The organism is Cytobacillus sp. FSL R5-0569 (assembly GCF_038007265.1).
Classification (GTDB): domain Bacteria; phylum Bacillota; class Bacilli; order Bacillales; family Cytobacillaceae; genus Cytobacillus; species Cytobacillus kochii.
Genome location: NZ_JBBOWW010000001.1, coordinates 717,272 through 739,596 on the forward strand (window position 1 = coordinate 717,272; position 22,325 = coordinate 739,596).

Genomic DNA, 22,325 nt, shown 5'->3' on the forward strand with positions numbered 1-22,325 from the left:
TTCGATAAAAATATTGGTGCAAGCTCATAGCACTTCTGTTCCTCGTCCCTAGCCTTTTTTATAGTCCAGCGCTCTCTAATTCACTAATGGTCGTAAATATACGAGAATATATGTCTTTTACATGTTCCACTTTTAATTCATCGTTTATATAATCCATCCTACACTATTCACAGCATCTTCTACTTTTGAGGGGAGAATGCCGACCGCATAGTTTACGCAAGGCGACCATTGACAGTCTTTGTTGAATGTAAGTAAACTTTGGCATATTGTTTTTTAGACGCTTCTGTAAGGTTTTCTTCAGTAACGATCACGGCATCAAGAGAACGTTTGGTTGTTTCTAATTCATTAAAGGACATTTCAAAGAATTTGATGGTGTCTTCTTTTATTTCAGGTGTTTCCCCAATTACGGCAATCTTTAAGGTGCTTCCTTTATAAACATAAAAGCTAGGTGTATCGCTACAGGCGCTAAGTAATACTATAAAGCTGAAGATGAAAATAGTTAAAGAACTTCTTCTTTTCATACATACTCCTCCTCTTATAATTGAATATTAGCATAATATTCCAATTTTATTAAAGGGATATTTAAAATATAAAACGAATTACTTAATGAACATACATAGAGGAGGAGAAAACCTTGAACCATTCTTTATTTATCATTAGAAAAGCGGTCCTTGAGGATGCAATGGGCATCGCAAGAGTACACGTCGATAGTTGGCGCAGCACCTATGCAGCCATTTTCCCACAAGAATATCTAAATGGACTTACGTATGAAAAGAGGGAAAAATTGTGGTTAAACAATATACCTCTTGGTGGCGTGTATGTGGCTGAAAATGAGGTTGGTGAAATCATTGGGTTTTCTTCAGGTGGGGAAGAGAGAAGTGGGAAGTACAACGGTTTTGATGGCGAACTGTATGCAATTTATTTATTAGAAGAGTATCAAAGAAAAGGAGTGGGATCGGCTCTGTTTGCAGCCGTTACTACTGAACTGAAACAAAAGGGATATCAAGGGATGCTTGTCCTAGTTGTGGAGGATAATCACTCTTATCGATTTTATGAAGCCCTTGGTGGTGAAAAGATTGATTCTATTGAAATGAGTATGGCTGGTGAGAAATATGGGGAGATTGTGTATGGATGGAGAGATATTACTCCTTTGACATTAGAAATCAATAAACGTTTTACATATCGTTAAAGTGAGATTCATACTCAATTGTTATCTTATTGATAGCGGGGATAGCATCAGTGGCTATCAGTACATTTGGCGAAGGAGGAGCCAAATGTTTTTTTTGATTATTTCTAAAGAGAAAAATTACCATATTTACTGTGTAATAGGCTTATATAAATAGAAGGTGGGATAGTGATGACTTATCCAGTGAGAGTGAGGGCATGTGCGCTAATCATCGAAAATGATTCAATTCTTTTGATTGAATATGAAGATGAGAGAGGCATTCATTATAATTTGCCTGCAGGGGGCGTAGAACCGAATGAATCAGTCATTGAAGCTGTAAAGCGAGAAGCGAAAGAAGAAGCATCAATTGACGTGAAAGTAGGTCCTTTAGCATTTATATATGAGTATGCTCCGCACTTGAATGCGAATAAATACGGTGATATTCATTCGTTGCAGTTAATTTTTGAATGTACCCTTACCGATGAATCTATTCCTAAACAACCAAAGTATCCTGATCCTAATCAAACTGATGTAAAATGGATTGAATTATCCGAATTAAATAACATCTTACTTTTCCCCCATTTAGGAGAACATATTCTTACCTATCATCAACAGAAAAGAAATATCGGATTAATAGAAGAACAAACGCTAAGTTGATAGGAGGAGAATCTTGAAAAGAAAGATATTCGCAAGATTTGTTACATGAAGTACAAAAAAACGACTGTCATAGTTAGTGTCATTTTGGTTAGTGTCGTTTGTGTGATGTTATTTAACTTTCTAAAGAAAGATGTCTGGGATGTGAATGCTGAGTTATTGAAAGAAGAGGTATTGTCCATTGAGTCATCTGTAGAAGAAGTAAATTTATTGGATATCACACCATTTGAGTGGGATAAGGTTTATTTCTTTGAGCCTTATACTCAGAAAGAGTGGATATATGAAATGGTAGGATATAAATGGGATACTATTAGTGAAACAGTAAACGAAGGAATGAACCAAATAGTATTTATAAAGAATAATCAAGTGGTTTGTTATGTATATGGATACCCAGAAAATAACGGATACGGCATTTCTATGAGTGAAAAAACAACTCAAGTCCCTGGCGGCTTTCTCCTTAAAGCGGATGAACAGCGCCCATTTGAAGTGGTAAGGCATGGTGGTGTGGTCTATTTAAAAAGCAACTAGCAGATTTAATGTAGATAAAAGGAGAAAATGAAATTGATTACATCTGGAGAAGTTCAATTAGGGTTATATCGTGAGGAACACTTAGAAATATTAAATAGATTCGAATTACCGGAAAATCAAGCGAAGTTCACAGCATTACCAAAGGAAAAAATAGCTGTTTCTGATGGGCAATATCGAGTAGTTATCCTTTCAAAAGACGTACCAGTAGGCTTTTTCCTGCTACACAGTACAAAAAGGGTAAGTGAATATACTACTAATTATCATGCAATGTTATTGACAGCCCTTTCTATAGATTACAAACATCAGGGCAAAGGGTATGCTAAGCAAGCGATGCTGGCGTTAAAAGCATTTATCACTACTCATTTCCCCGATTGCAATGAAGTGGTTTTGGCGGTCAATCATAAAAACATTCCCGCACAGCAATTGTACTTAAAAGTTGGTTTTGTTGATACTGGTGAGCGGAAAATAGGAAAAATTGGCGAACAGTTTATATTGAAATTAGAGATTAAGTAATAGACCATTTTTATCTCAAACCACCTTCTTATTTTGAAGGAATACTAGCGTTTCTGTTTATGCAGAAACGCTTTTCTTTATGTAAAGAAACCTGGGTGAATGATGGGGTATATAAGATTAAAACGTTAATGTGTTCGTCTCGATTTTCTTTCTCAATATTGCACTAGAAAAACCAATAGTATATTGTTCTCTTAAGTTATTTGGTTTATCAACTTAATCGATTCAACAAACAATTGGAGGAATTTAGCTGAATGAATAAACAGGTCCAACTGAATAAGATTAAAGAGGATTTTATTCAAAGTCAAAAGGTGCTATCAGCCATTGGTGATGAAACGCGTCAATCAATATTATTAGTGCTTATGGGGACGGATTGTGAAACGGGAATGCGCGTGGGTGAGATTACTAACCAAACACATCTTTCAAGACCTGCCGTTTCTCATCATCTAAAGATTTTGCGTGAAGTTGGAATCATATTAATGCGTAAAGAAGGCACAAAGAATTTTTATTATATAAATGTACGATCAGAATTAGGGTTATTAAAAATGCTTGTAGGAGATATTGAAAAATTTATGGATGATTTTTATAGATAATGAAGGAAAAGGTGGATGAAATATGAGAGCAATGGTTATTAATCAATATGGAAAAGTGCCTATGCAATTGGCAGAGATGCCTATACCAGAAATCAGTAATCATGAGGTACTTGTAACCATTTATGCCGCTAGTTTTAATCCTATTGATTTTAAGATCCGGGATGGGAAAGTGAAACTATTAGTTAAATATAGTATGCCACTTATATTAGGTAATGATTTTTCTGGTGTTGTTACAAAAGTCGGTAAAAAAGTGACGCGTTTTAAAGTAGGTGATGAAATATATGGCCGCCCCCGCAAGAGTAAAATTGGCACTTTTGCGGAATACCTTGCCATTCATGAAGATGACATTGCATTAAAGCCAAGAAATTTGACCTTTGAAGAAGCAGCATCAATTCCGTTGGTAGGGCTAACTTCTTATCAAGCGTTAATAGATATTTTACAATTGCAAAAGGGTCAAAAGGTGTTTATTCAAGCTGGAGCAGGTGGAGTCGGCACCTTTGCTATTCAGTTAGCAAAAGAAATGGGTGCTACCGTGGCAACGACTGCGAGTCAAGCTGGTGAAGATTTAGTAAAATCTCTTGGAGCCGATATCATTATCAATTACAAGACGGAAAAATTTGAAGAGATACTGAATGATTACGATGCAGTCTTTGATACGCTTGGCGGAGAAATATTAGAAAAATCTTTTGAAGTGGTAAGGCCTGGAGGAAAGATTGCTTCCGTTTCGGGACTACCCAATGCTCGCTTCGGTAAAGATTATGGCTCAGGTTTTTTTAAGACGTTATTGTTTTCCGTGGCAAGCCATAAACTTACGAGTCTTGAAAAAAAATATCAGGTTCATTATACTTTTTTATTTATGAAACCGAGTGGCAAACAATTAAAAGCCATCGCAGACTTGATTGAGGCTAGTAAAATAAAGCCGATCATAGATAAAGTATTTTCATTTGACGATGCACAAAAAGCGATGGAATATGCAGAATCAGGGAGGGCAAAAGGGAAAATCATATTAAAAATTAAATAGGTGCTAAATATTCTTTTAGTGACTGTAAAAAACTAGTCCCTCACATATGGAACTAGTTTTTCCCTTTCTTAAATCGTATTTATTTGTCCGTTCTCTCTTAGAATGGAGAGGGAAGAATTTTCATTTGAAGCTATCCATTCTCAATTGAAGACTCTTTTTTTCTATTTTATAGTTTATTTCACAATAATGTAATATTTAGTTGAAAACGTATACATTTCTTATATAGCCTATATTTAGCGTTGATTCCTCATAATATTTAACCGATTAGGAATGATTGATATAAATTAATTCATGCGCTTTAATTGACAAATATAATATTAGTAATATAATAATAATCAATGCTAATTAATAATAATTATAGATTATGAATGAGGTCATTCTGTTAATCTATGATTAAATTTAAACAACTTTTAGGAGGACTACAACATGTCATTAATAGGAAAAGAAGTATTACCATTTAACGCACATGCATATAGAAATGGAGATTTTATTGAAGTATCTGAAGCAGATCTTAAAGGTCATTGGAGTGTCGTTTGTTTCTACCCAGCTGACTTTACATTTGTTTGCCCAACAGAACTTGAAGATCTTCAAGATCAATACCCAGCTCTACAAGAACTAGGTGTAGAAGTATTCTCTGTTTCAAGAGACTCTCACTTTACTCATAAAGCATGGCATGATACATCAGAAGCAATTGGTAAAATCACATATACAATGATTGGTGATCCATCACATACAATTTCTCGTAACTTCGATGTTCTTATTGAAGAATTAGGTCAAGCAGATCGTGGTACATTCATTATCGATCCAGATGGTATCATTCAAGCAGTTGAAATCAATGCAGATGGTATTGGTCGTGACGCAAGCATTCTTATCGATAAAATTAAAGCAGCTCAATATGTTCGTTCTAATCCAGGCGAAGTTTGCCCGGCAAAATGGAAAGAAGGATCTTCTACACTTAAGCCAAGCCTTGATTTAGTCGGCAAAATTTAAGGAGTGGAACCCCATGATATTAGAAGCAGAAATTAAAGAGCAACTCCATCAGTATCTTCAACTGATGGAGGGCGATGTATTACTGAAAGTAAGTACCGGAGACGATGACGTATCAAAAGATATGCTTTCTCTCGTTGATGAACTTGCAACAATGTCATCTAAAATTAAGGTAGAAACAGCTACATTAAAAAGAACACCAAGCTTCAGCGTGAATCGCATGGGTGAAGATACAGGTGTAGCTTTTGCTGGTATTCCTCTTGGTCATGAATTTACTTCCTTAGTATTAGCCTTATTACAAGCAAGTGGCCGCGCGCCAAAAGTAGATGATAAGGTGATGGAACAGGTAAAGAATATTCAAGGAGAGTTTCATTTTGAAACTTACGTTAGTCTGACATGCCATAATTGTCCTGATGTGGTACAGGCCTTGAATATCATGAGTGTGTTAAACCCAGGCATTACACACACAATGATCGATGGCGCGGCTTTTAAAGAAGAAGTCGATAGCAAAAACATCATGGCCGTACCAACTGTTTTCCTTAATGGAGAAGTGTTTGGTAGTGGACGTATGACTTTAGATGAAATTTTAGCGAAGATGGGTAGCACAGAAGATCCAGCTGAATTTTCTAATAAAGATCCATTTGATGTACTAGTTGTTGGTGGTGGACCAGCAGGTGCGAGTGCAGCGATTTATGCTGCTCGTAAAGGTATCCGTACTGGAGTTGTTGCTGAGCGATTCGGTGGTCAAATCATGGATACGCTAGGTATCGAGAACTTTATCGGTACGAAGTATACAGAAGGTCCTAAGCTTGCAGCTAGTCTTGAAGAACATGTGAAAGAATACGATGTCGACGTGATGAATCTACAACGCGCGAAAAGCTTACAAAGAAAAGAACTCATTGAAGTGGAATTAGAAAACGGTGCAGTTCTTAAGAGTAAGTCAGTCATTCTTTCCACAGGTGCAAGATGGAGAAACGTTGGCGTACCTGGTGAAGCAGAATTCAAAAATAAAGGTGTTGCTTACTGTCCACATTGTGACGGCCCATTATTCGAAGGAAAAGACGTTGCGGTCATCGGTGGCGGTAATTCAGGTATCGAGGCAGCAATCGACCTAGCGGGTATCGTTAAACATGTAACAGTTATTGAGTTCGGTGCAGAACTAAGAGCCGATTCGGTCCTACAAGAGCGTCTGTATAGCTTACCGAATGTAAAAGTGATTAAGAACGCACAAACAACAGAAATCACGGGTACAGATAAAGTGAATGGTATCACTTATCTAGACCGTGAAACAGAAGAAGTACACCATATTGAACTTCAAGGAATCTTTGTTCAAATTGGTCTTGTTCCAAACACGGATTGGTTAGGCGATACGATTGAGCGCACAAGAACAGGCGAAATCGTCGTCGATAACCATGGTGCAACAAACGTCCCAGGCGTATTTGCAGCAGGTGACTGTACGAACAACCCGTACAAACAAATTATAATTTCTATGGGATCAGGTGCCAACGCATCATTAGGTGCATTTGATTATCTGATTAGGAATTAAATATATATTTGCGGAGAAAGGTCAAGTGAGTTGAAACTCATCTTGGCCTTTCTCTTTTTTTATGAGGATTTTGATTTACTCTATTGCCTTGGATAAACCTCATTTGGGAGGTTAAGTGCAATTGTGGAAAAGTTGTTCTTTTTACACGAATCTGGATATGGAGGTTACATAGTACAAATGCTATCACGTGCAAGTTTAAAAGAAACTAATGGAGTTAACTACAAAAAAGGGTTTGCAAATTACTTGTGATCGTATATGCGATTTGGACACAACTTGAGGGAATTTCCCCTATTTGTGTTCGTAAATAGGATTTGCACACACATCCTGAGAGAATCTCCCCTACTTGTGTTTGTATTTAGGATTTGCGCACACATCCTGAGAGAATCTGCCCTACTTGTGTTCGTAAATAGGATTTACGCAAATATCCTAAGAGAATTTCCCCTATTTGTGTTTGTAAATAGGATTTGCGCGCACATCCTAAAGAACATTCCTCTACTTGTGTACGTATTTGTATATAAATTTTTTGCTAATTTAACTTTAAAATAAAATATGGATAATAAGTAATCTCATATGCATAATCAAAATGTTTAATAATCAAAAAATATAATTATTTTATATGGGTATATTTGCATTACATAATTTTACCTTTTCTTATTCCACAGTACTTAAATGGTTAGTGTATGTAGAAATCAACCACAAAAAATCTAACATTGGTATGGAATTTGCTAATATCAAATGTACCGGTATTTAATTTTAAGGGGGATGATGGCTATATCTAATTCAAGTAAGACTAAAGATTTTTTTGATGCTGGCTATGGACAGGGGACAATAGGAATAGGAGATAAAGTAGCAGTATTAGTAGTTGATTTTCAAAAAGCATTTACTTGCAACAGTTCGCCTATTGGAGGTAATTCTTTAATTTTATCAGCACTCCAATGTACATCAGAACTTATTTCCATTGTGAGAAACCGGGATATTCCAATTATTTATACTGTTGTAGCTTATGATGAGAACAAAATGGATATAGGTCTTTGGCCAAAGAAAGTACCTATATTATCACAAATTTTGATAGGAAGTAAGTGGGCTGAACTTGACGAATCATTAGAAGTGAAAAAAGCAGATACTGTAATAGTAAAAAAGATGCCATCGGCATTTTTTAATACCAATTTAACGAATATTTTAATTCGTAACCAAATAGATACAATAATTATCGCAGGATGTACAACTAGTGGCTGTATAAGGGCTACAGCTATTGATTCATTTTCGTATGGTTTTCGTACAATCATTGCAAAGGATTGTGTAGGTGACCAGAACCTCGAATCGCATAGTGCTAATCTCTTTGATATTAATAATCGCTATGGAGATATCCTAACCAACGATGAAATTAAACAGGCAATAGAAAAAAACAAATAACCTAATGGAGAAACGCTATTTTGGATAAAAATAGCGTTTTTGCTATACGCGAGGAACATATCATATCCTTTTGTTCCAATTGGTTCCATGATGAAACAAACTGAAACATCCTCTTTGTAATAAAACATTCAAGAGCAGTTAAACTTATCATGTTTCTCAGTTGGCACAGAACTTGCTTTTTATTTAACTGAAATAATATAAAAATAGCGGAGGAGAAAATATGAAGATAGCTGAAGTAATAGCAGATTTAATATGTGACATTACGTACGAAGATTTAAGCGAAGACATTAAGAATCGGACAAAATACCTTGCACTAGACTTTATTGGGTTAGCTACTCGAGGTAGTACATTTAAATCTAGTAAACCTATACAATCTTTTATTGCATCCTTGGGGGGGGATGAGAATGGAGTAGTTATAGGATCCAATCATTTAAGTCCTTTACCGCAGTATGCCGCCTTGGCTAATGGGACATCAGCTCATAGCCTTGAATTAGATGATGTCATAAATGAGGCATCGCTACACCCAGCTGTTGTGGTTTTCCCCACGGCTTTCGCTATAGCTGAGGCTAATAAGAAATCAGGAAAGGACTTAATGTTAGCGGCGGTAATAGGATACGAAGTAATGGGGAGACTTGGTAAGGCATTGAATCCAACAAATGTGTATGATAGAGGGTTCCATCCAACAGGGGTTGTAGGTACCTTCGCTGCAGTTGCCACTGCAAGTAAGTTGCTCAACTTAACTAAGGAACAAATTGTAAACGCTTTAGGTATTGCAGGAAGTCAAGCAGCTGCATCTATGGAATTTTTAAATACAGGATCATGGACAAAGAGACTACACCCAGGATGGGCAGCACACAATGGGATTATAGCTGCGGAATTAGCTAAAGCAGGTTTTACTGGACCAAATTCCATAATAGAAGGAGATAAAGGGTTTGCACAAGCATACTCAATCGATGTTAAACCTGAAGAAGTGATTTTCCCATTCTCTAATGATCATAACTATATATTAAAAACAAGTATAAAACCTCATGCTTGTTGTCGGTATAAACAGGGTCCGTTAGATTTAATTTTGAACATAGTGTCGGAAAATAGTCTAAAAGCAAGTGATATTAACAGAATTGACATCGAAATGGTTCAAACGGGTCTCCCTATTGTTGCTCTTCCAGAAAAAGAAAAAAGAAATCCACAATCATCTGTGGATGCACAATTTAGTATGCACTTTGGTGCTGCGGTAGCAGTTCTCTATAAACGTACTTTACTAGAAGAATACGATGATCAAGTTGTTCATCGTTCGGAAGTGAAAGATTTTATGAACAAAGTATATTGCCATAGAGGAAAAGATTTGGAAGTGGATTTCCCTAAAAAATGGCCGGCAAGAGTCAAAATAGAATCAAGTATGGGCATCTTTCAAAAAGAAATTGATTACCCTAAGGGAGATCCAGAAAACCCGATGTCATGGAATGAGCTTATCGAAAAGTTTTGCTATGTTACATCTACTTGCTACGAGCCGAATCAACAGAAGTATTTAATAGAAGAAATCAAAAACTTAGAGAGAATAAAAAGTATAAATGACTTAACCTTAAATTTCAAAGGAGGTGTTCATGCATGAGTTTATATACATTAACTGCAGAAAAACAACAAGTCTTAGACATGGTAAGGGACTTTTGTAAAAACGAAATTGCTCCAGTTGCAAGTGAATTAGAACATGCTGACGAATATCCACATGCAATAGTCGAAAAAATGAAAGAGTTGGGATTCTTTGGTCTCACAATACCTGAACGATACGGTGGTTTCGCTATAGATTATGTTACGTATGCCTTAATTATTGAAGAGATAACAAGACATTGGATGAGTGTAGCAGGAATCTTGAACAGCCATCTCATCATGGCTTACATTGTGGAAAAGTACGGAATTGAAGAGCAGAAGATGACTTTTCTGCCAAAATTTGCAACAGGGGAGTGTCGTGGAGGTTTAGCCCTATCTGAAGCAGAAGCAGGTACCGATGTTCAAAACATATCTACAAAAGCGACTCTTAATGGTGATCATTATATTGTTAATGGAAGTAAAATGTTTATCACAAATGCGCGTTATGGAAATACGTTTATTCTTGCCGCTAAGACAAATTCTAAAATAGAGCCACGATATAAAGGCATTAGTTTATTTATTATTCAAAAAGGTAATGATGGGTTTTATGTGCAAAGGGACATCGAAAAGTTAGGGTATAAAGGTGTAAAAACATGTGAAATCACATTTGAAAACTTCCGAGTCCCTTCTAATCAGTTAATAGGTGGAGAAGAGGGGAAAGGGTTTAAACAGGTACTTGGTGGCCTTGAATTAGGTAGAGTAAACGTTGCTGCTCGTGGAGTTGGATTAGCTAGAGCTGCTTTCGAAGATTCAATCAAATATGCACAAGAAAGAAAAACTTTCGGTGTTCCAATTTGTGAACATCAAGCTATACAGTTAAAACTTGGAGACATGGGAACGAAATTGGAAGCTGCTCGTTTGCTCACGCTAAATGCAGCCACAAAACTACAAAATGGAGAACGAAGTGACTTAGAAGCTGGTATGGCCAAGTTATTTGCCACAGAAGCAGGATTTGAACTGGCAAGTGAAGGTATGCGAATACATGGTGGTTATGGATACACTAAGGAGTTTAATATTGAAAGATACTATAGGGATTCACCACTTATGTTAATTGGTGAAGGTACTAATGAAATGCAGAAAATAATTATAAGTAAAAGTTTAGTAGAAAAATATAAGATCTAAAATTAAATATTTGGAGGTTTTTAATGATGGCAGAAGTGCATACGCCTTTCGGTAGAGTATATGAGGATTTTATTGTTGGGGATGTAATCAAACACTGGCCAGGAAGAACAATAACAGAAGCAGATGATATGATATTTAGTCTACTTGCATTAAACCAACACCCGTTACACATAGATGCCCATTACGCATCACAAACACAATTTAAGCAGAACTTAGTAAATGGGACACTTGTATTTTCTATAGCTGTGGGGATGACAGTCAATGATATTAGTGGTGCAGCTATCGCTATGCTTGAATATGAAAATATTAAACACTTACAACCAACATTCCGTGGAGATACTCTCTATGGTCGAACGGAGATATTAGAAAAATGGGAAACTAAAAGCAAAAATGACCGTGGAATTGTCTACGTTGAGACGAGGATAAGTAATCAAAATAATCAAGATGTCATGAGCTATAGAAGAAAATTGTTAGTGCCAAAAGAAGAATTTGCACCTCGTGCATATACACATAAAAACAATGCTTATCAAGCATAACCATTCGAGGGAGGTATTAGATGAAACCACTAGAGGGATTAAGAATCATTTCTATTGAACAATATGGAGCAGGTCCATACGCTACCCTTCATTTAGCTGATTTAGGAGCTGAAGTTATTAAAATTGAGGATCCTACGTCTAATGGTGACGTTTCTAGAGCGGTTATTCCTTATGCGCAGAATAATGATAGTCTTTTTTTTCAATCATTAAATCGGAATAAAAAGAGTATTTCTTTAAATTTGAAATCCAATGAAGGGAGAGAAATATTCGAAAGACTCGTAAAAAGTTCAGATGCCGTATTTAATAATCTACGAGGAGATGTCCCTGAGAAGCTTAAAATTAACTATAACCATTTGAAACACATAAACCCACAAATCGTTACATGTTCTTTATCAGGATTTGGTACAACTGGAGAGATGGCTAAAGAGCCAGCATATGACTACTTACTACAGGCAATGAATGGTCATATGTCATTAACAGGTGAACCAGGCGCACCACCCTCAAAATCTGGTATCTCTATCGTTGATTTCTCCACGGGAATGATGGCCGCACTAGGCTTAATGGTTGGTATTTTCCAAGCTAAGAATGCTGGTATTGGATCAGATATTGACGTTAGTTTATTTGATACATCTTTATCCGTTTTAAATTATTTAGCTATTTGGCATTTAAACAAAGAGTATGAACCTGTACGTACTAAACACTCAGCACATCCAACTCTGGTGCCTTCTCAATTATTTCAAACAAAAGATAGTTATGTTGTTGTGATGTGTAATAAAGAAAAGTTCTTTCCCCTCCTCTGTGAGGAATTGGATGCTCCTGAATTAGCTACCGATAAGAAATTCAGTAACTTCCAAGCTAGATTAGATAATAAAGAAGAATTAATTAACCAATTGGAGACAATCTTTAAAACTAGAACATCTCTTTATTGGTTAGAAACCCTCAGAGGAAAAGTACCAATTGCTCCTGTTAACACTGTTCAAGAAGCATTACACCAACCCTTAGCAATGCAAAGGGACATGATTGTTCCAGTTGATTCAATGAACTTCGGTACTATTAAAATGTTAGGTACTCCTATTAAGGTATCAAGTTACTCTCCTTGTTATAAAGCTGCCCCATTTTTAGGGGAACATAATAAAGAAATTTATAACGAACTAGGTTATGAGAGAGAATACGAACAATTAAAAACCAGTGGGATTATTTAGTGGAATAATGCTATTTACTTTTTCTAAAGGTCAGGAAGTGATCTAGGTCAATGGATACAACTTTTTTATTCGTACCAGGTAACAATGAGAAAAAATTAGGGAAAATTGACAAATATCCGATAGATGTCATAATAATAGATCTTGAAGATGCAGTTGTAGTAGAAGAGAAAAAAGAAGCACGAGCTTTAGTTTATAATTTCCTTAAAGAAAGAAATAACACTACGAAAAATTTGAAAATTTATATTAGAATTAATGCTTTAACTACTCAATGGTTCTTCGATGACATAAATATGATCAATAAATTAAAACATATTGATGGGATCATGATTCCAAAGTGCGAGAATCAAACACCGATTGACTTATCAACTGAACTATTAAATTCAGACTTAGAGATTTTACCATTGATAGAAACAGCTAATGGTGTCAACAATACCAACTTAATTCTAAATCATCCTGCTGTTACAAGAGTAGCTTTTGGGTCGGTTGATTTTGCCTTAGATATTGGTGTCAATTGGAGTGAAGAAGGAATCGAACGTCTATATGCTATGAATAAGATTGTTCTGGACTCCAAATTGCAGGGAGCACTTCCTCCTATTGATGCTGTTTTTCCATTGATTAATAACAAAGAAAATTTTTTGAAAGATGCACACAAGGGAAAGCAAATTGGTTTTACAGGTAAGTTACTCATTCACCCTCAACAAATTGAGTGGGTCAATGATGTTTATAAACCAACCGATGATCAATTGGATTGGTGTAACCGTGTGATAGCGTTATATGAGAATACCCAAAATAAAGGTGCCACGCATATTGATGGCAAGTTAATTGACAGGCCCATTTATTTGCTTGCCAAAAGGTTAATATCTATGGGTTAATATAATAAAAATACATTCTTAACTCTAAAAAAGAATGTATTTTTATTTTTTTTAGTACTTACGGATGTAAATAGGGGTGATACACTCCAGGTTTCCTTTCTTTATTCCAATCAACTCTTTGACGACTTATATTATTTTCTTTAAGGTCAATAACGCCAACAACGGAAGACCATTCCTCATCATTGCTACATTGAATTATTTCCCCGAAAGGATTAATCATACAACTGGAACCAAAATGATGCCTCTCTTTTGTTTCTCCTTTTAATTTTTCTTTACCAGCTTTATTCACACATAACACAAACACATTGTTTTCCATCGCTCGAACTTGTAGTTCCTGAATAAATAAATCTTTTCTAAAACCATAAGTAGCTGTTGGGACAATGATTAAATCTACTCCTTGTATAGATAGTGCTCGCCAGGCCTCGGGGAAGGATCGATCAAAACAAATTAAAATACCGACTTTTAAACCGTTATCAAGTGTAAATACAGGAAACTCTTTACCACCACCCCCATGTTTTTCGAAATAGTATTTTTCGTTTGTCGTAAGTGATGTGTTGTTTACACAGGGAAGATGAACTTTCCTGTACTTACCAATCACTCCACTAATAGGCGAACAAATAAATGCAGTGTTAAAATAATTCACATCTTGAGATGTTACCTCTTTTTCGAACAATGTTCCGACAATGTATACGCCAAAAGTTACGGCAATATCGGAGACTTTTCTAACAGTATGACCATTCATTTCTTCAGCAAAGGAGAAAAAATGATCATCTTTCAAGCTCGCGAAATAGGGGACATGCATTAATTCAGAGTAAGCAACTACTTCAGGTCTTTCCTTTAAAATGACTTCTTCAGTAGTCTGATAAATTTTCGTCCAATTCTTTTCATAGTTACCTGCATAAGCTCCAACTTGAATGCCTGCTATCTTGTATTTTCTCATTATATACAACTCCTTCCGTCTATTTTTTATATGCAATAAACGTTCCATGCAGTGCAATTTATAATATTTTTATTTTTAATAATATTCTGTATAATCTAAGTGGAAGGAGGCATTATATTGACTACAAATATTCTGACCATTACACATAAGAATTTCTCACATCTATACCATGAAGCAATTGAACTTTTAAATTTACCATTAAACCTGGATATACTAGAAGTCAATTTTGGAGAACTACATAAAATAGATAATACATTGTTTGCGCAATATGATTTAGTTATTACTAGTGGCGCACATCTAGAAATGATAAACAAAGATTATTATGAACTTACTTATCTCGTCCCTTTTTATCCTCTTCAGTTTACAGAAGCGGACCTAGTTAAAGGGCTCGTTCATGCAACTCATTATGGGAAAAGAATTATGCTCATGTATTTTCCAGAAGAAAATTTCAATCTAGAAGAATATGAAGGTATGTTAAATATCGAAATAAAGCGTATTTATTACTCAGACTTAAAAGAAGCAGAGAATAAAATGGTGGAGTATTACAATAGTGGGTTTAATGTGGTATTGGGTACTAGCTCTGTTTGTGAAATAGCTAATAAGAAAAATATTCCTAATATTCTTATTTACTCAAAGGATACTCTAAAATTAGAGATTATTAAAGCTTATCAATTTGCCGCTACAAAGAATAAAATGCTCAATTACTCCAAAATAAAAGACGTAATTCTAAAGCATGCGGGTCACGCTATCTTTATTCTTGATCAAAATCAAAGAATTATCGATACCAACCATGAAGGGATAGAGTATCTAAATAGAAAAAATAAACATGAAGTAATTGGGGAGAAATTAGACGAATGGATAAACCTAGAGTTAAAACTTAACCAAAGTGAACCGCAGATTATCACAAAGGGTAATGAACAAATCATGGTTGAACCTATTTTAAATAGTGCTCAAAGTAAAACATACGTCGTAGCAATCAAGCAGTTTAAGCAAAGGGGGAATAGTCATCACTTAAAAGAACACATGAACCCTAAATATAAATTCGAAAACATTATTCACCATTCCCAAATAATGAAAAAGACAATACTGAAGACTCAACAATACGCTCAATCTGATGCTCCATTACTTATTTATGGAGAATCAGGGACAGGGAAAGAATTAATTGCACACAGTGTTCATCACTTCAGTAATCGCAGACTTAATACATTTCTCCCAGTTAATTGTTCTTCCATTCCTGAAAACATCCTAGAAAGTGAATTGTTCGGATATGAAGAGGGGGCATTTACAGGTGCAAAAAAAGGCGGGAAGCCAGGTTTCTTTGAAATGGCACAAAACGGTACCATATTTTTAGATGAAATAAGTGAAATACCGTTAGAAACGCAGACTAAACTACTTAGGGTATTACAGGAAAAAGAAGTTATAAGACTCGGAGGGAAAAAGATTATCACACTAGATGTTAGAATCATTACTGCAACGAATAAATCTCTTACTCAATTAATTCAACAAAAACTATTCAGAGAAGATCTTTACTACCGGATAAATGTTTTACAAATTCATGTTCCTCCTGTTAGACAAAGATTAGAGGATATTCCAAAAATTTTAACTCACTTATTAATCAAATATGGATTAGATGAACAACAGGCAAACTACTTAATTAACATTGCGCATAAACATTTATCAAATTACTCTTGGCCAGGAAATGTTAGAGAAATAGAAAATTTTGCACAAAGGTTCTGTGCACTAATGTCAGTTTCTAATACTACATTTGATTTAGTCAAACTATTCAATGATATATTACAAGAATTCATTCAACAAGATTCACATATTGGACAGTCATACCTTCAGAACACCATAGATGACTCACCTATAGTAGATGAAAAACAAAAAATACTTCGTGTTCTACATGAGACAAACGGGAATAAAAATCAAGCAGCTGAAATACTTGGCATCTCTCGAACAACTCTTTGGCGTAAGATCAAACAATTTAATATTTAAAAGCATATTTTATTGGTGTGAATAAACATACCTTGAATATGCTTTTTGTTTTTTGTTACATAGATGTTCCAAAAATAGTTTCATAACGTTATTTTCATGTGTTACTTGAAACAAGACATTTCCCTTTAAAATATAATTAATGCTGTTTTCTTTAGCATAATAGCACTTTATATCATTAAAAATACTCTCTGCTTTCATGATCTACCAAAAGGTGTCCGATCTTTTCATGTTGGTATGATTTTTGCTTGTATATTTGCAACTGTCAAAACGGAGGTGAAGCAATGCATACAGAAATCGTAAAAAAAAAGATGGCCCTAAACTTCTAAATAAATTTTTAGTGTGGCTGATACTTGTGCAAGCCCTTTCTTCCTTAGCCTATTATGGTTATGTTCCATTGATCCCCTTGATTGAGAATGAGCTCTACTTAACAAATACACAAATTGGATGGATGACTTCTGCAGTTTTTTTAGGGTCTTCTTTAATCGCGATTCCATCTGGTGTCATCACGGATAGAATAGGGGCAACAAAAACATTATTACTTTTCATGATTATATTAATCATTGTCTTGTTATCTTTTTCCATTGTAAACGGCTATTTATTGGTCCTTCTTCTTCTGTTTTTATTAGGTGTGGGTTATGGAGGAATCACGCCAGGAACAAATAAATCAATAATGGAAAACTTTAATGAATTTAATCGCGGAACGGCTATGGGAATCAAGCAAATGGGAGTCTCTATTGGAAGTGCATTAGGTACTCTTATTCTTCCCGTTATCGCTGGTTTTGTAGGATGGCGTTACAGCTTGTTTTATATTGCATTACTGTTGGTTATCATGTGCTTGTTTCATTATAAAATATTAAATGAACCCAACCTTACGTCGAATAGGACGAATTTTGCGAAAAATATAAAACAATTATTAAATAATCGAAAATTAATAAAGATTATTGTTGTTATCGTCTTTTTTATTTGGGTTCAACTCAGTGTAATGACCTACTTAGTTTTATATTTAAAAGATCAAAATCTCTCATTTTCAGTCGCTCTCTTCTGTTTAGCTCTATTGCAAATCGGTGGTGTTATTGGGAGGGCTGGTTGGGGATTCATAAGTGATCGATACTTTAACAGGGATAGAGAGATTATTTTAACAATGGTGGCAATACTCTCGGGAATTTTCGTGATTGTACTATGTTTAATTTCTAGCCACCTTTTATTTATTGTTACTTGTTTCCTTGTACTCATGCTAGGCATTACAACGCAAGGGTGGAATGGCATATTCGTGTTAATGGTTTCTGAAGTTGTTCCAAAAGAACTAATTGGTTTAGCTAGTGGTTTAGGTCTCTCTTTTGTATATTTAGGGGCAGTATTTGGAACACCTATTTCAGGTTGGATCATTGATATGACTGGGAGTTATAAAATCATGTGGCTTTCCTGCGGGCTAATCATTCTCATTATTGGTTTAATCAGTTACAGCTTCAGAAAACATAATATATCTGAGTAAAGAGGGGGTTAATAATTGGAGATTACAATATTTATTTTAGTGTTATTGTTGTTACTAATAATAGGGACACATATTGGTGTCGCGCTAGGTGCAAGTGCTTTAATTATATTAGTACTCTATCAGGATACTAGCTTTGATATCATCGCACAGCAAACATTTCAATCTGCTAATAATTATGCAATTGCTGCTATCCCTTTTTTTATTTTAGCTGGAGACATTATCATGAAAGGAGATTTAGCAAAAAAGGTCTTAGATTTTACAGATATTATCTTTAAAAAAATTCATGGAGGCACGGCTATAGCCGCAATGTTTGTAAGCGTTTTCTTCTCTTCGGTATCTGGATCAAGTGCGGCCTCTGCTGCAGCTATCGGCAAAAACTTAGTTTCTGTAATGGGTGAAAGGGGTTACCCAAAAAGATTTATCGCAGGATTAGTAGCTACTGGCGGTACGCTTGGACTGCTTATACCACCTAGTCTAAGTTTTATTCTAATTGGTAGTATGATTGGCGTTCCGATTATCGATCTGTTTACCGCTGGGATTGTTCCAGGAATCATGCAAGCTATTATGCTTATTCTGCTTACTTGGTGGCTATGCAAAAAAAATAATTGGGAAACAAAAAAAGAGATAGCCGCATCTAGTGAATCTTTACCGCAATTACCGCCGGAAAATGCCAAACAATATACTTGGAGAACTTTTAAATCTTCTTCTCCGGTATTACTTTTACCTGTTTTAATATTAGGTGGAATATATCTCGGATTCTTCACACCAACAGAGGTCTCAGCGGTAGCTGTTATTTATGCCGCAATAATAGCGACTTTAATTTATAAAGCTATTAAGGTAAAAGACTTATGGTCTATTAGTAGAGGCGCTTTACTCCAATCTGGAATGATTTATCTCATCCTAATAGGTGGCGCATTAACTGCATTCATGCTCAAGAGTCTGGGTTTAACGAACGGAATCATCTCTACAATCGCAGCATTAGGGTTAGAACCTTGGCAATTTCTTATTATAGTCAACTTATTACTTCTTATTCTTGGTCTTTTTCTAGATGGAATCACTGTTATCGCTCTCGTCACTCCTATTCTATTCCCGGTAGCTACTGCATTAGGAATCGATCCGATTCACTTTGCTGTAATCATCACTATGAATATAGAAATCGCTACACTTACACCACCTGTTGGCCTAAATTTATTCGTTATGAGTGGTTTAACAAAAATGCCTATTCAGGAAGTTGCAAGGGGAGTGGGTCCCTACTACATTGTCATGTTCGTATCACTTATATTGGTTACTTACTTTCCTCAAATTAGTTTATTACTATTCAATTTATAAAAATGAAAACAAGGGGTGGTTTGAATGAAAAAAAACTATAAAGCAAGCTTGATTATTACTTTAATCATAAGTCTTCTTTTATTAACGTTATCAGGGTGTGGAAAAAGTAACGCAAGTTCGGATCAAGAAACTTATAAGGTCATCATGACACATGAACTGCCTGAAAGCTTCCCTAAACATAAATATATGGAAGAATTTAAGCAAAGAGTTGAAGCAGAAAGTAATGGGCAATTAGAGGTTGTTATACATCCTGGAGGTCAACTCTTTAAAGATGGAGAGGCGATACAAGCCCTGGGGACTGGGTCTGTCCATATGGTATGGCCGGTCTCTGCCCATTTAGAGGCATTGAATGAAGATTATGGTGTGATCAGTTTACCGTTTATCCTAGATGACCAAACCATTATTGATCAGCCAGAATATAGGGAAGAAATGACTCGTTTATTAGATAGCTATGTAGAAGAAAATGGAATTAAAGTCTTAGGTGTCATGAGGACAGCTGAGGGAATTTTTTTAAGTAGTGACAAGGAGCTTAAAAATATAAAAGACCTTTCCAAAATGAAAATTCGGACAGTCTCTGGCCATATCGCCACTGATATGATGGATTCTTTAGGAGCAACAGGTGTATCATTACCTGCAACGGAAATTGCTACTTCTCTTTCTCAAGGTGTAATTGATGGTGTTAACACCTCTCCAGATGGGTGGAAAGACGTTGTAGGAACGGTTGCTAATTATGGATTGGTTGTACCTGGAATGCAGGTTTTTACTTATTCAATAGCAACAGATAAAGCTTGGTTTGAAAATTTACCCGATAATTTACAAACCCTTATACAAGATACATTAAATGATATAACTATTGATCAATGGAAAGAATCGATAAATTTAGACAAAGAGTATATAGAAGTAGTAACAAATGAATGGGGAAAAATACATTATATACCTACTAATGAAATTAATGATTGGAAAGAAAAGACAAAAGAGGTCCATTCTAAATTTAAAGAACGATCTCCACAGGCTTTGGAAGACTTTAATAGTCTTACAGATAAATATAAAAGCGAGTAAAGCACCGTTGATACCCAATTTTATATATTCATCCAAAACAGGAGGGGGAAGTAATTGAAGTTAATAGAAAAGTTTCAAGATAAAGTCGTTACTTCTATAGCAGTCTTTTTATTTATCGTTTCATGCTTATGGATGCTAATTGAGGCAATCAGCAGGCAAGTTTTCTCAATTTCGTATGCTATATCTGAGGAAGTTATAGTTTTCACTCTCATTTGGGCTATTTTTTTAACACTTGGTCAAGGAGGGAAAGAGGGAAATCACATCTTGGTTGATTTATTCACATCACGCTTTGGTGCCAAAACCAAAAAAATAACTACGATTATTACGAATATAATAGGAATGTCTTATGGTGCTTTTCTTGTTTATGTCGGTGTGGCATATATTGAACATCTATTTTCGACAGGTATCACATCGCATTCTCCATTAAGATTACCAATGGGTTATGTATATTTTGCTGTACCTATTGGTATGTTGTTCTTTTCATTTTTTTATCTACATTCTTTGGCTAAAGAGCTATACGGCAAAAATTAAGAGGGAGCTTGACTTGTAAAAGGATGGGATAAAAATTCCATCCTTTTTGTAATGAATATGCAAATTGCATCAAATGTGGATTGAGTAACAATGACAGTGTTAAAATAAAATAAGGCTACTACGTTACAAAGTGGTCTTTTTTAAAGAAGGAGCGATAATTATGGTTGATAATAATGATCTTTTAATCCGATTGCGATATGCGTTGGATATTAAAAATAGTGAAATGGCAGAGATTTTCAAACTAGGTGAGGAAGAGGTTTCAGTGCCAGAGGTGGTGAAGATTCTTAAAAAGTTTGATGAAGATGAGGCGGAAAACCGAATTGAATTAACTGATGCGATGTTGAATTCGTTCTTAAATGGCCTCATTATTTATAAGAGAGGAAAACAAGAACCGAAACCCGGGCAAGCGAATACACCGGACCCGTCGATCACGAGCCATCGACATATCAATAATATCCTCTTAAAGAAAGTCAAAATTGCCTTGGCATTAACAACAGAGGATATGATTGATATCTTTAGAAAAGCGGGACTCAACGTTTCAAAAGGAGAAATAGGCGCTTTTCTTAGAAAAGAAGGACATAAAAATTATAAAGTGTGCTTAGATCACTTTGCTAGGAACTTTTTGAAAGGTTTGACTGTTAAATATAGGGAAGCATGATATAAAAAAAGCAGTGGGAGTAATCCTGCTGTTTTTATTTTGTTCAAAAATAAAATAAATTAAATAAATATAGCTAAAAAATTAATTATATTAATTTACATATTAATATAATTAATATATAATCAAATAAAATTAAATGAAGGGAGTGCGTTATGGCTTATAAAGTGATTACGAGTTGCCCTGTATGTAGTGAAACATTGAAAATTACTAAATTGCAGTGTGCACATTGCCAAACGACGATTGAAAATGAGTTCGAATTATCTAAGTTAGCGTCTTTGTCTAACGATCAGTTGCATTTTGTGGAAGTGTTCTTAACTTGTCGAGGTAATATAAAAGAGGTTGAAAAGGAATTGGGGGTTTCTTATCCGACAGTTCGCAGCAAGCTTTCAGATATCATTTCATCACTTGGTTATAAACAGTCTAAGAAGACTGAAGTGGATGAGAAGAAGGTCATCTCGATGTTGGAAAACGGTGAAATAAATTCAGACGAAGCAATTAAGCTCTTAAAAGGAGAATAAGGAGGCGTAT

The 22,325-nt window shown here is 35.3% G+C and carries 23 protein-coding genes; 21 read left to right on the top strand and 2 right to left on the bottom strand.

What is annotated here, in order from left to right; all coding sequences use genetic code 11:
• Nucleotides 1-212: 212 nt before the first annotated feature.
• Complete coding sequence (locus MKX78_RS03800; RefSeq protein ID WP_307315058.1) at nucleotides 213-521, bottom strand: hypothetical protein; 309 nt, start codon at nucleotides 519-521, stop codon at nucleotides 213-215.
• 113 nt (nucleotides 522-634) lie between these two features.
• Here MKX78_RS03800 and MKX78_RS03805 point away from each other — a divergent pair, with 113 nt between their 5' ends.
• From MKX78_RS03805 to MKX78_RS03870, 14 genes are all read left to right on the top strand, one after another.
• Nucleotides 635-1,189, top strand: coding sequence for a GNAT family N-acetyltransferase (locus tag MKX78_RS03805; protein ID WP_307315056.1), 555 nt, complete (start codon nucleotides 635-637; stop codon nucleotides 1,187-1,189).
• A gap of 168 nt (nucleotides 1,190-1,357) precedes the next feature.
• Nucleotides 1,358-1,822, top strand: coding sequence for an NUDIX domain-containing protein (locus MKX78_RS03810; protein WP_307315053.1), 465 nt, complete (start codon nucleotides 1,358-1,360; stop codon nucleotides 1,820-1,822).
• Between the two features lie 45 nt (nucleotides 1,823-1,867).
• Nucleotides 1,868-2,347, top strand: a complete 480-nt coding sequence (locus tag MKX78_RS03815) for a hypothetical protein (protein ID WP_307315050.1) — start codon at nucleotides 1,868-1,870, stop codon at nucleotides 2,345-2,347.
• Nucleotides 2,348-2,380: 33 nt separating this feature from the next.
• Nucleotides 2,381-2,860, top strand: a complete 480-nt coding sequence (locus MKX78_RS03820; protein ID WP_370873322.1) for a GNAT family N-acetyltransferase — start codon at nucleotides 2,381-2,383, stop codon at nucleotides 2,858-2,860.
• Between the two features lie 251 nt (nucleotides 2,861-3,111).
• The gene (locus MKX78_RS03825) at nucleotides 3,112-3,450 is read left to right on the top strand and encodes an ArsR/SmtB family transcription factor (protein WP_307315045.1); all 339 of its coding nucleotides are present in this window, start codon (nucleotides 3,112-3,114) and stop codon (nucleotides 3,448-3,450) included.
• 22 nt (nucleotides 3,451-3,472) lie between these two features.
• Nucleotides 3,473-4,471, top strand: a complete 999-nt coding sequence (locus MKX78_RS03830; RefSeq protein ID WP_307315043.1) for an NADP-dependent oxidoreductase — start codon at nucleotides 3,473-3,475, stop codon at nucleotides 4,469-4,471.
• 426 nt (nucleotides 4,472-4,897) lie between these two features.
• Nucleotides 4,898-5,461 (top strand): alkyl hydroperoxide reductase subunit C, encoded by a 564-nt coding sequence (gene ahpC / locus MKX78_RS03835; RefSeq protein WP_095370569.1) that lies wholly within the window; start codon nucleotides 4,898-4,900, stop codon nucleotides 5,459-5,461.
• A 13-nt stretch (nucleotides 5,462-5,474) separates the two neighbouring features.
• A complete protein-coding gene (ahpF, locus tag MKX78_RS03840) occupies nucleotides 5,475-7,004 on the top strand; it encodes an alkyl hydroperoxide reductase subunit F (RefSeq protein WP_307315039.1) in 1,530 nt (509 codons plus the stop codon).
• A 762-nt stretch (nucleotides 7,005-7,766) separates the two neighbouring features.
• Nucleotides 7,767-8,417 carry an isochorismatase family protein gene (locus tag MKX78_RS03845; RefSeq protein ID WP_328199757.1) on the top strand — a complete coding sequence of 217 codons (651 nt, stop codon included), beginning with the start codon at nucleotides 7,767-7,769 and terminating at the stop codon, nucleotides 8,415-8,417.
• 220 nt (nucleotides 8,418-8,637) lie between these two features.
• Nucleotides 8,638-10,026, top strand: coding sequence for an MmgE/PrpD family protein (locus MKX78_RS03850; protein WP_341049859.1), 1,389 nt, complete (start codon nucleotides 8,638-8,640; stop codon nucleotides 10,024-10,026).
• The gene (locus tag MKX78_RS03855; protein ID WP_341049862.1) at nucleotides 10,023-11,183 is read left to right on the top strand and encodes an acyl-CoA dehydrogenase family protein; all 1,161 of its coding nucleotides are present in this window, start codon (nucleotides 10,023-10,025) and stop codon (nucleotides 11,181-11,183) included. The genes MKX78_RS03850 and MKX78_RS03855 overlap by 4 nt, the downstream gene beginning before the upstream one ends.
• Nucleotides 11,184-11,209: 26 nt before the next feature.
• Complete coding sequence (locus MKX78_RS03860; RefSeq protein WP_328199760.1) at nucleotides 11,210-11,719, top strand: MaoC family dehydratase; 510 nt, start codon at nucleotides 11,210-11,212, stop codon at nucleotides 11,717-11,719.
• Nucleotides 11,720-11,739: 20 nt separating this feature from the next.
• The gene (locus MKX78_RS03865; protein WP_341049865.1) at nucleotides 11,740-12,921 is read left to right on the top strand and encodes a CaiB/BaiF CoA transferase family protein; all 1,182 of its coding nucleotides are present in this window, start codon (nucleotides 11,740-11,742) and stop codon (nucleotides 12,919-12,921) included.
• Between the two features lie 50 nt (nucleotides 12,922-12,971).
• Nucleotides 12,972-13,793 carry an HpcH/HpaI aldolase/citrate lyase family protein gene (locus MKX78_RS03870; RefSeq protein ID WP_328199762.1) on the top strand — a complete coding sequence of 274 codons (822 nt, stop codon included), beginning with the start codon at nucleotides 12,972-12,974 and terminating at the stop codon, nucleotides 13,791-13,793.
• Nucleotides 13,794-13,851: 58 nt separating this feature from the next.
• Here the strand turns inward: MKX78_RS03870 and MKX78_RS03875 are convergent, their stop codons facing one another.
• The gene (locus tag MKX78_RS03875) at nucleotides 13,852-14,733 is read right to left on the bottom strand and encodes a carbon-nitrogen hydrolase family protein (protein ID WP_341049868.1); all 882 of its coding nucleotides are present in this window, start codon (nucleotides 14,731-14,733) and stop codon (nucleotides 13,852-13,854) included.
• A gap of 117 nt (nucleotides 14,734-14,850) precedes the next feature.
• Here MKX78_RS03875 and MKX78_RS03880 point away from each other — a divergent pair, with 117 nt between their 5' ends.
• The 7 genes from MKX78_RS03880 (at nucleotide 14,851) to MKX78_RS03910 (ending at nucleotide 22,315) form a co-directional block, all read left to right on the top strand.
• Nucleotides 14,851-16,728, top strand: coding sequence for a sigma 54-interacting transcriptional regulator (locus MKX78_RS03880; RefSeq protein WP_328199764.1), 1,878 nt, complete (start codon nucleotides 14,851-14,853; stop codon nucleotides 16,726-16,728).
• A gap of 352 nt (nucleotides 16,729-17,080) precedes the next feature.
• A complete protein-coding gene (locus MKX78_RS03885) occupies nucleotides 17,081-18,220 on the top strand; it encodes an MFS transporter (protein ID WP_328199796.1) in 1,140 nt (379 codons plus the stop codon).
• 15 nt (nucleotides 18,221-18,235) lie between these two features.
• The gene (locus MKX78_RS03890; RefSeq protein ID WP_328199765.1) at nucleotides 18,236-19,549 is read left to right on the top strand and encodes a TRAP transporter large permease; all 1,314 of its coding nucleotides are present in this window, start codon (nucleotides 18,236-18,238) and stop codon (nucleotides 19,547-19,549) included.
• A gap of 24 nt (nucleotides 19,550-19,573) precedes the next feature.
• Nucleotides 19,574-20,608, top strand: coding sequence for a TRAP transporter substrate-binding protein (locus tag MKX78_RS03895; RefSeq protein ID WP_341049876.1), 1,035 nt, complete (start codon nucleotides 19,574-19,576; stop codon nucleotides 20,606-20,608).
• Between the two features lie 54 nt (nucleotides 20,609-20,662).
• Complete coding sequence (locus tag MKX78_RS03900) at nucleotides 20,663-21,139, top strand: TRAP transporter small permease (RefSeq protein ID WP_341049879.1); 477 nt, start codon at nucleotides 20,663-20,665, stop codon at nucleotides 21,137-21,139.
• A gap of 160 nt (nucleotides 21,140-21,299) precedes the next feature.
• Entirely contained in the window at nucleotides 21,300-21,797 is a 498-nt protein-coding gene (locus tag MKX78_RS03905; protein WP_307315028.1) for a YehS family protein, read from the top strand.
• Between the two features lie 152 nt (nucleotides 21,798-21,949).
• Nucleotides 21,950-22,315 carry a DUF2089 domain-containing protein gene (locus tag MKX78_RS03910; protein ID WP_095370559.1) on the top strand — a complete coding sequence of 122 codons (366 nt, stop codon included), beginning with the start codon at nucleotides 21,950-21,952 and terminating at the stop codon, nucleotides 22,313-22,315.
• The last annotated feature ends 10 nt before the right edge of the window (nucleotides 22,316-22,325 follow it).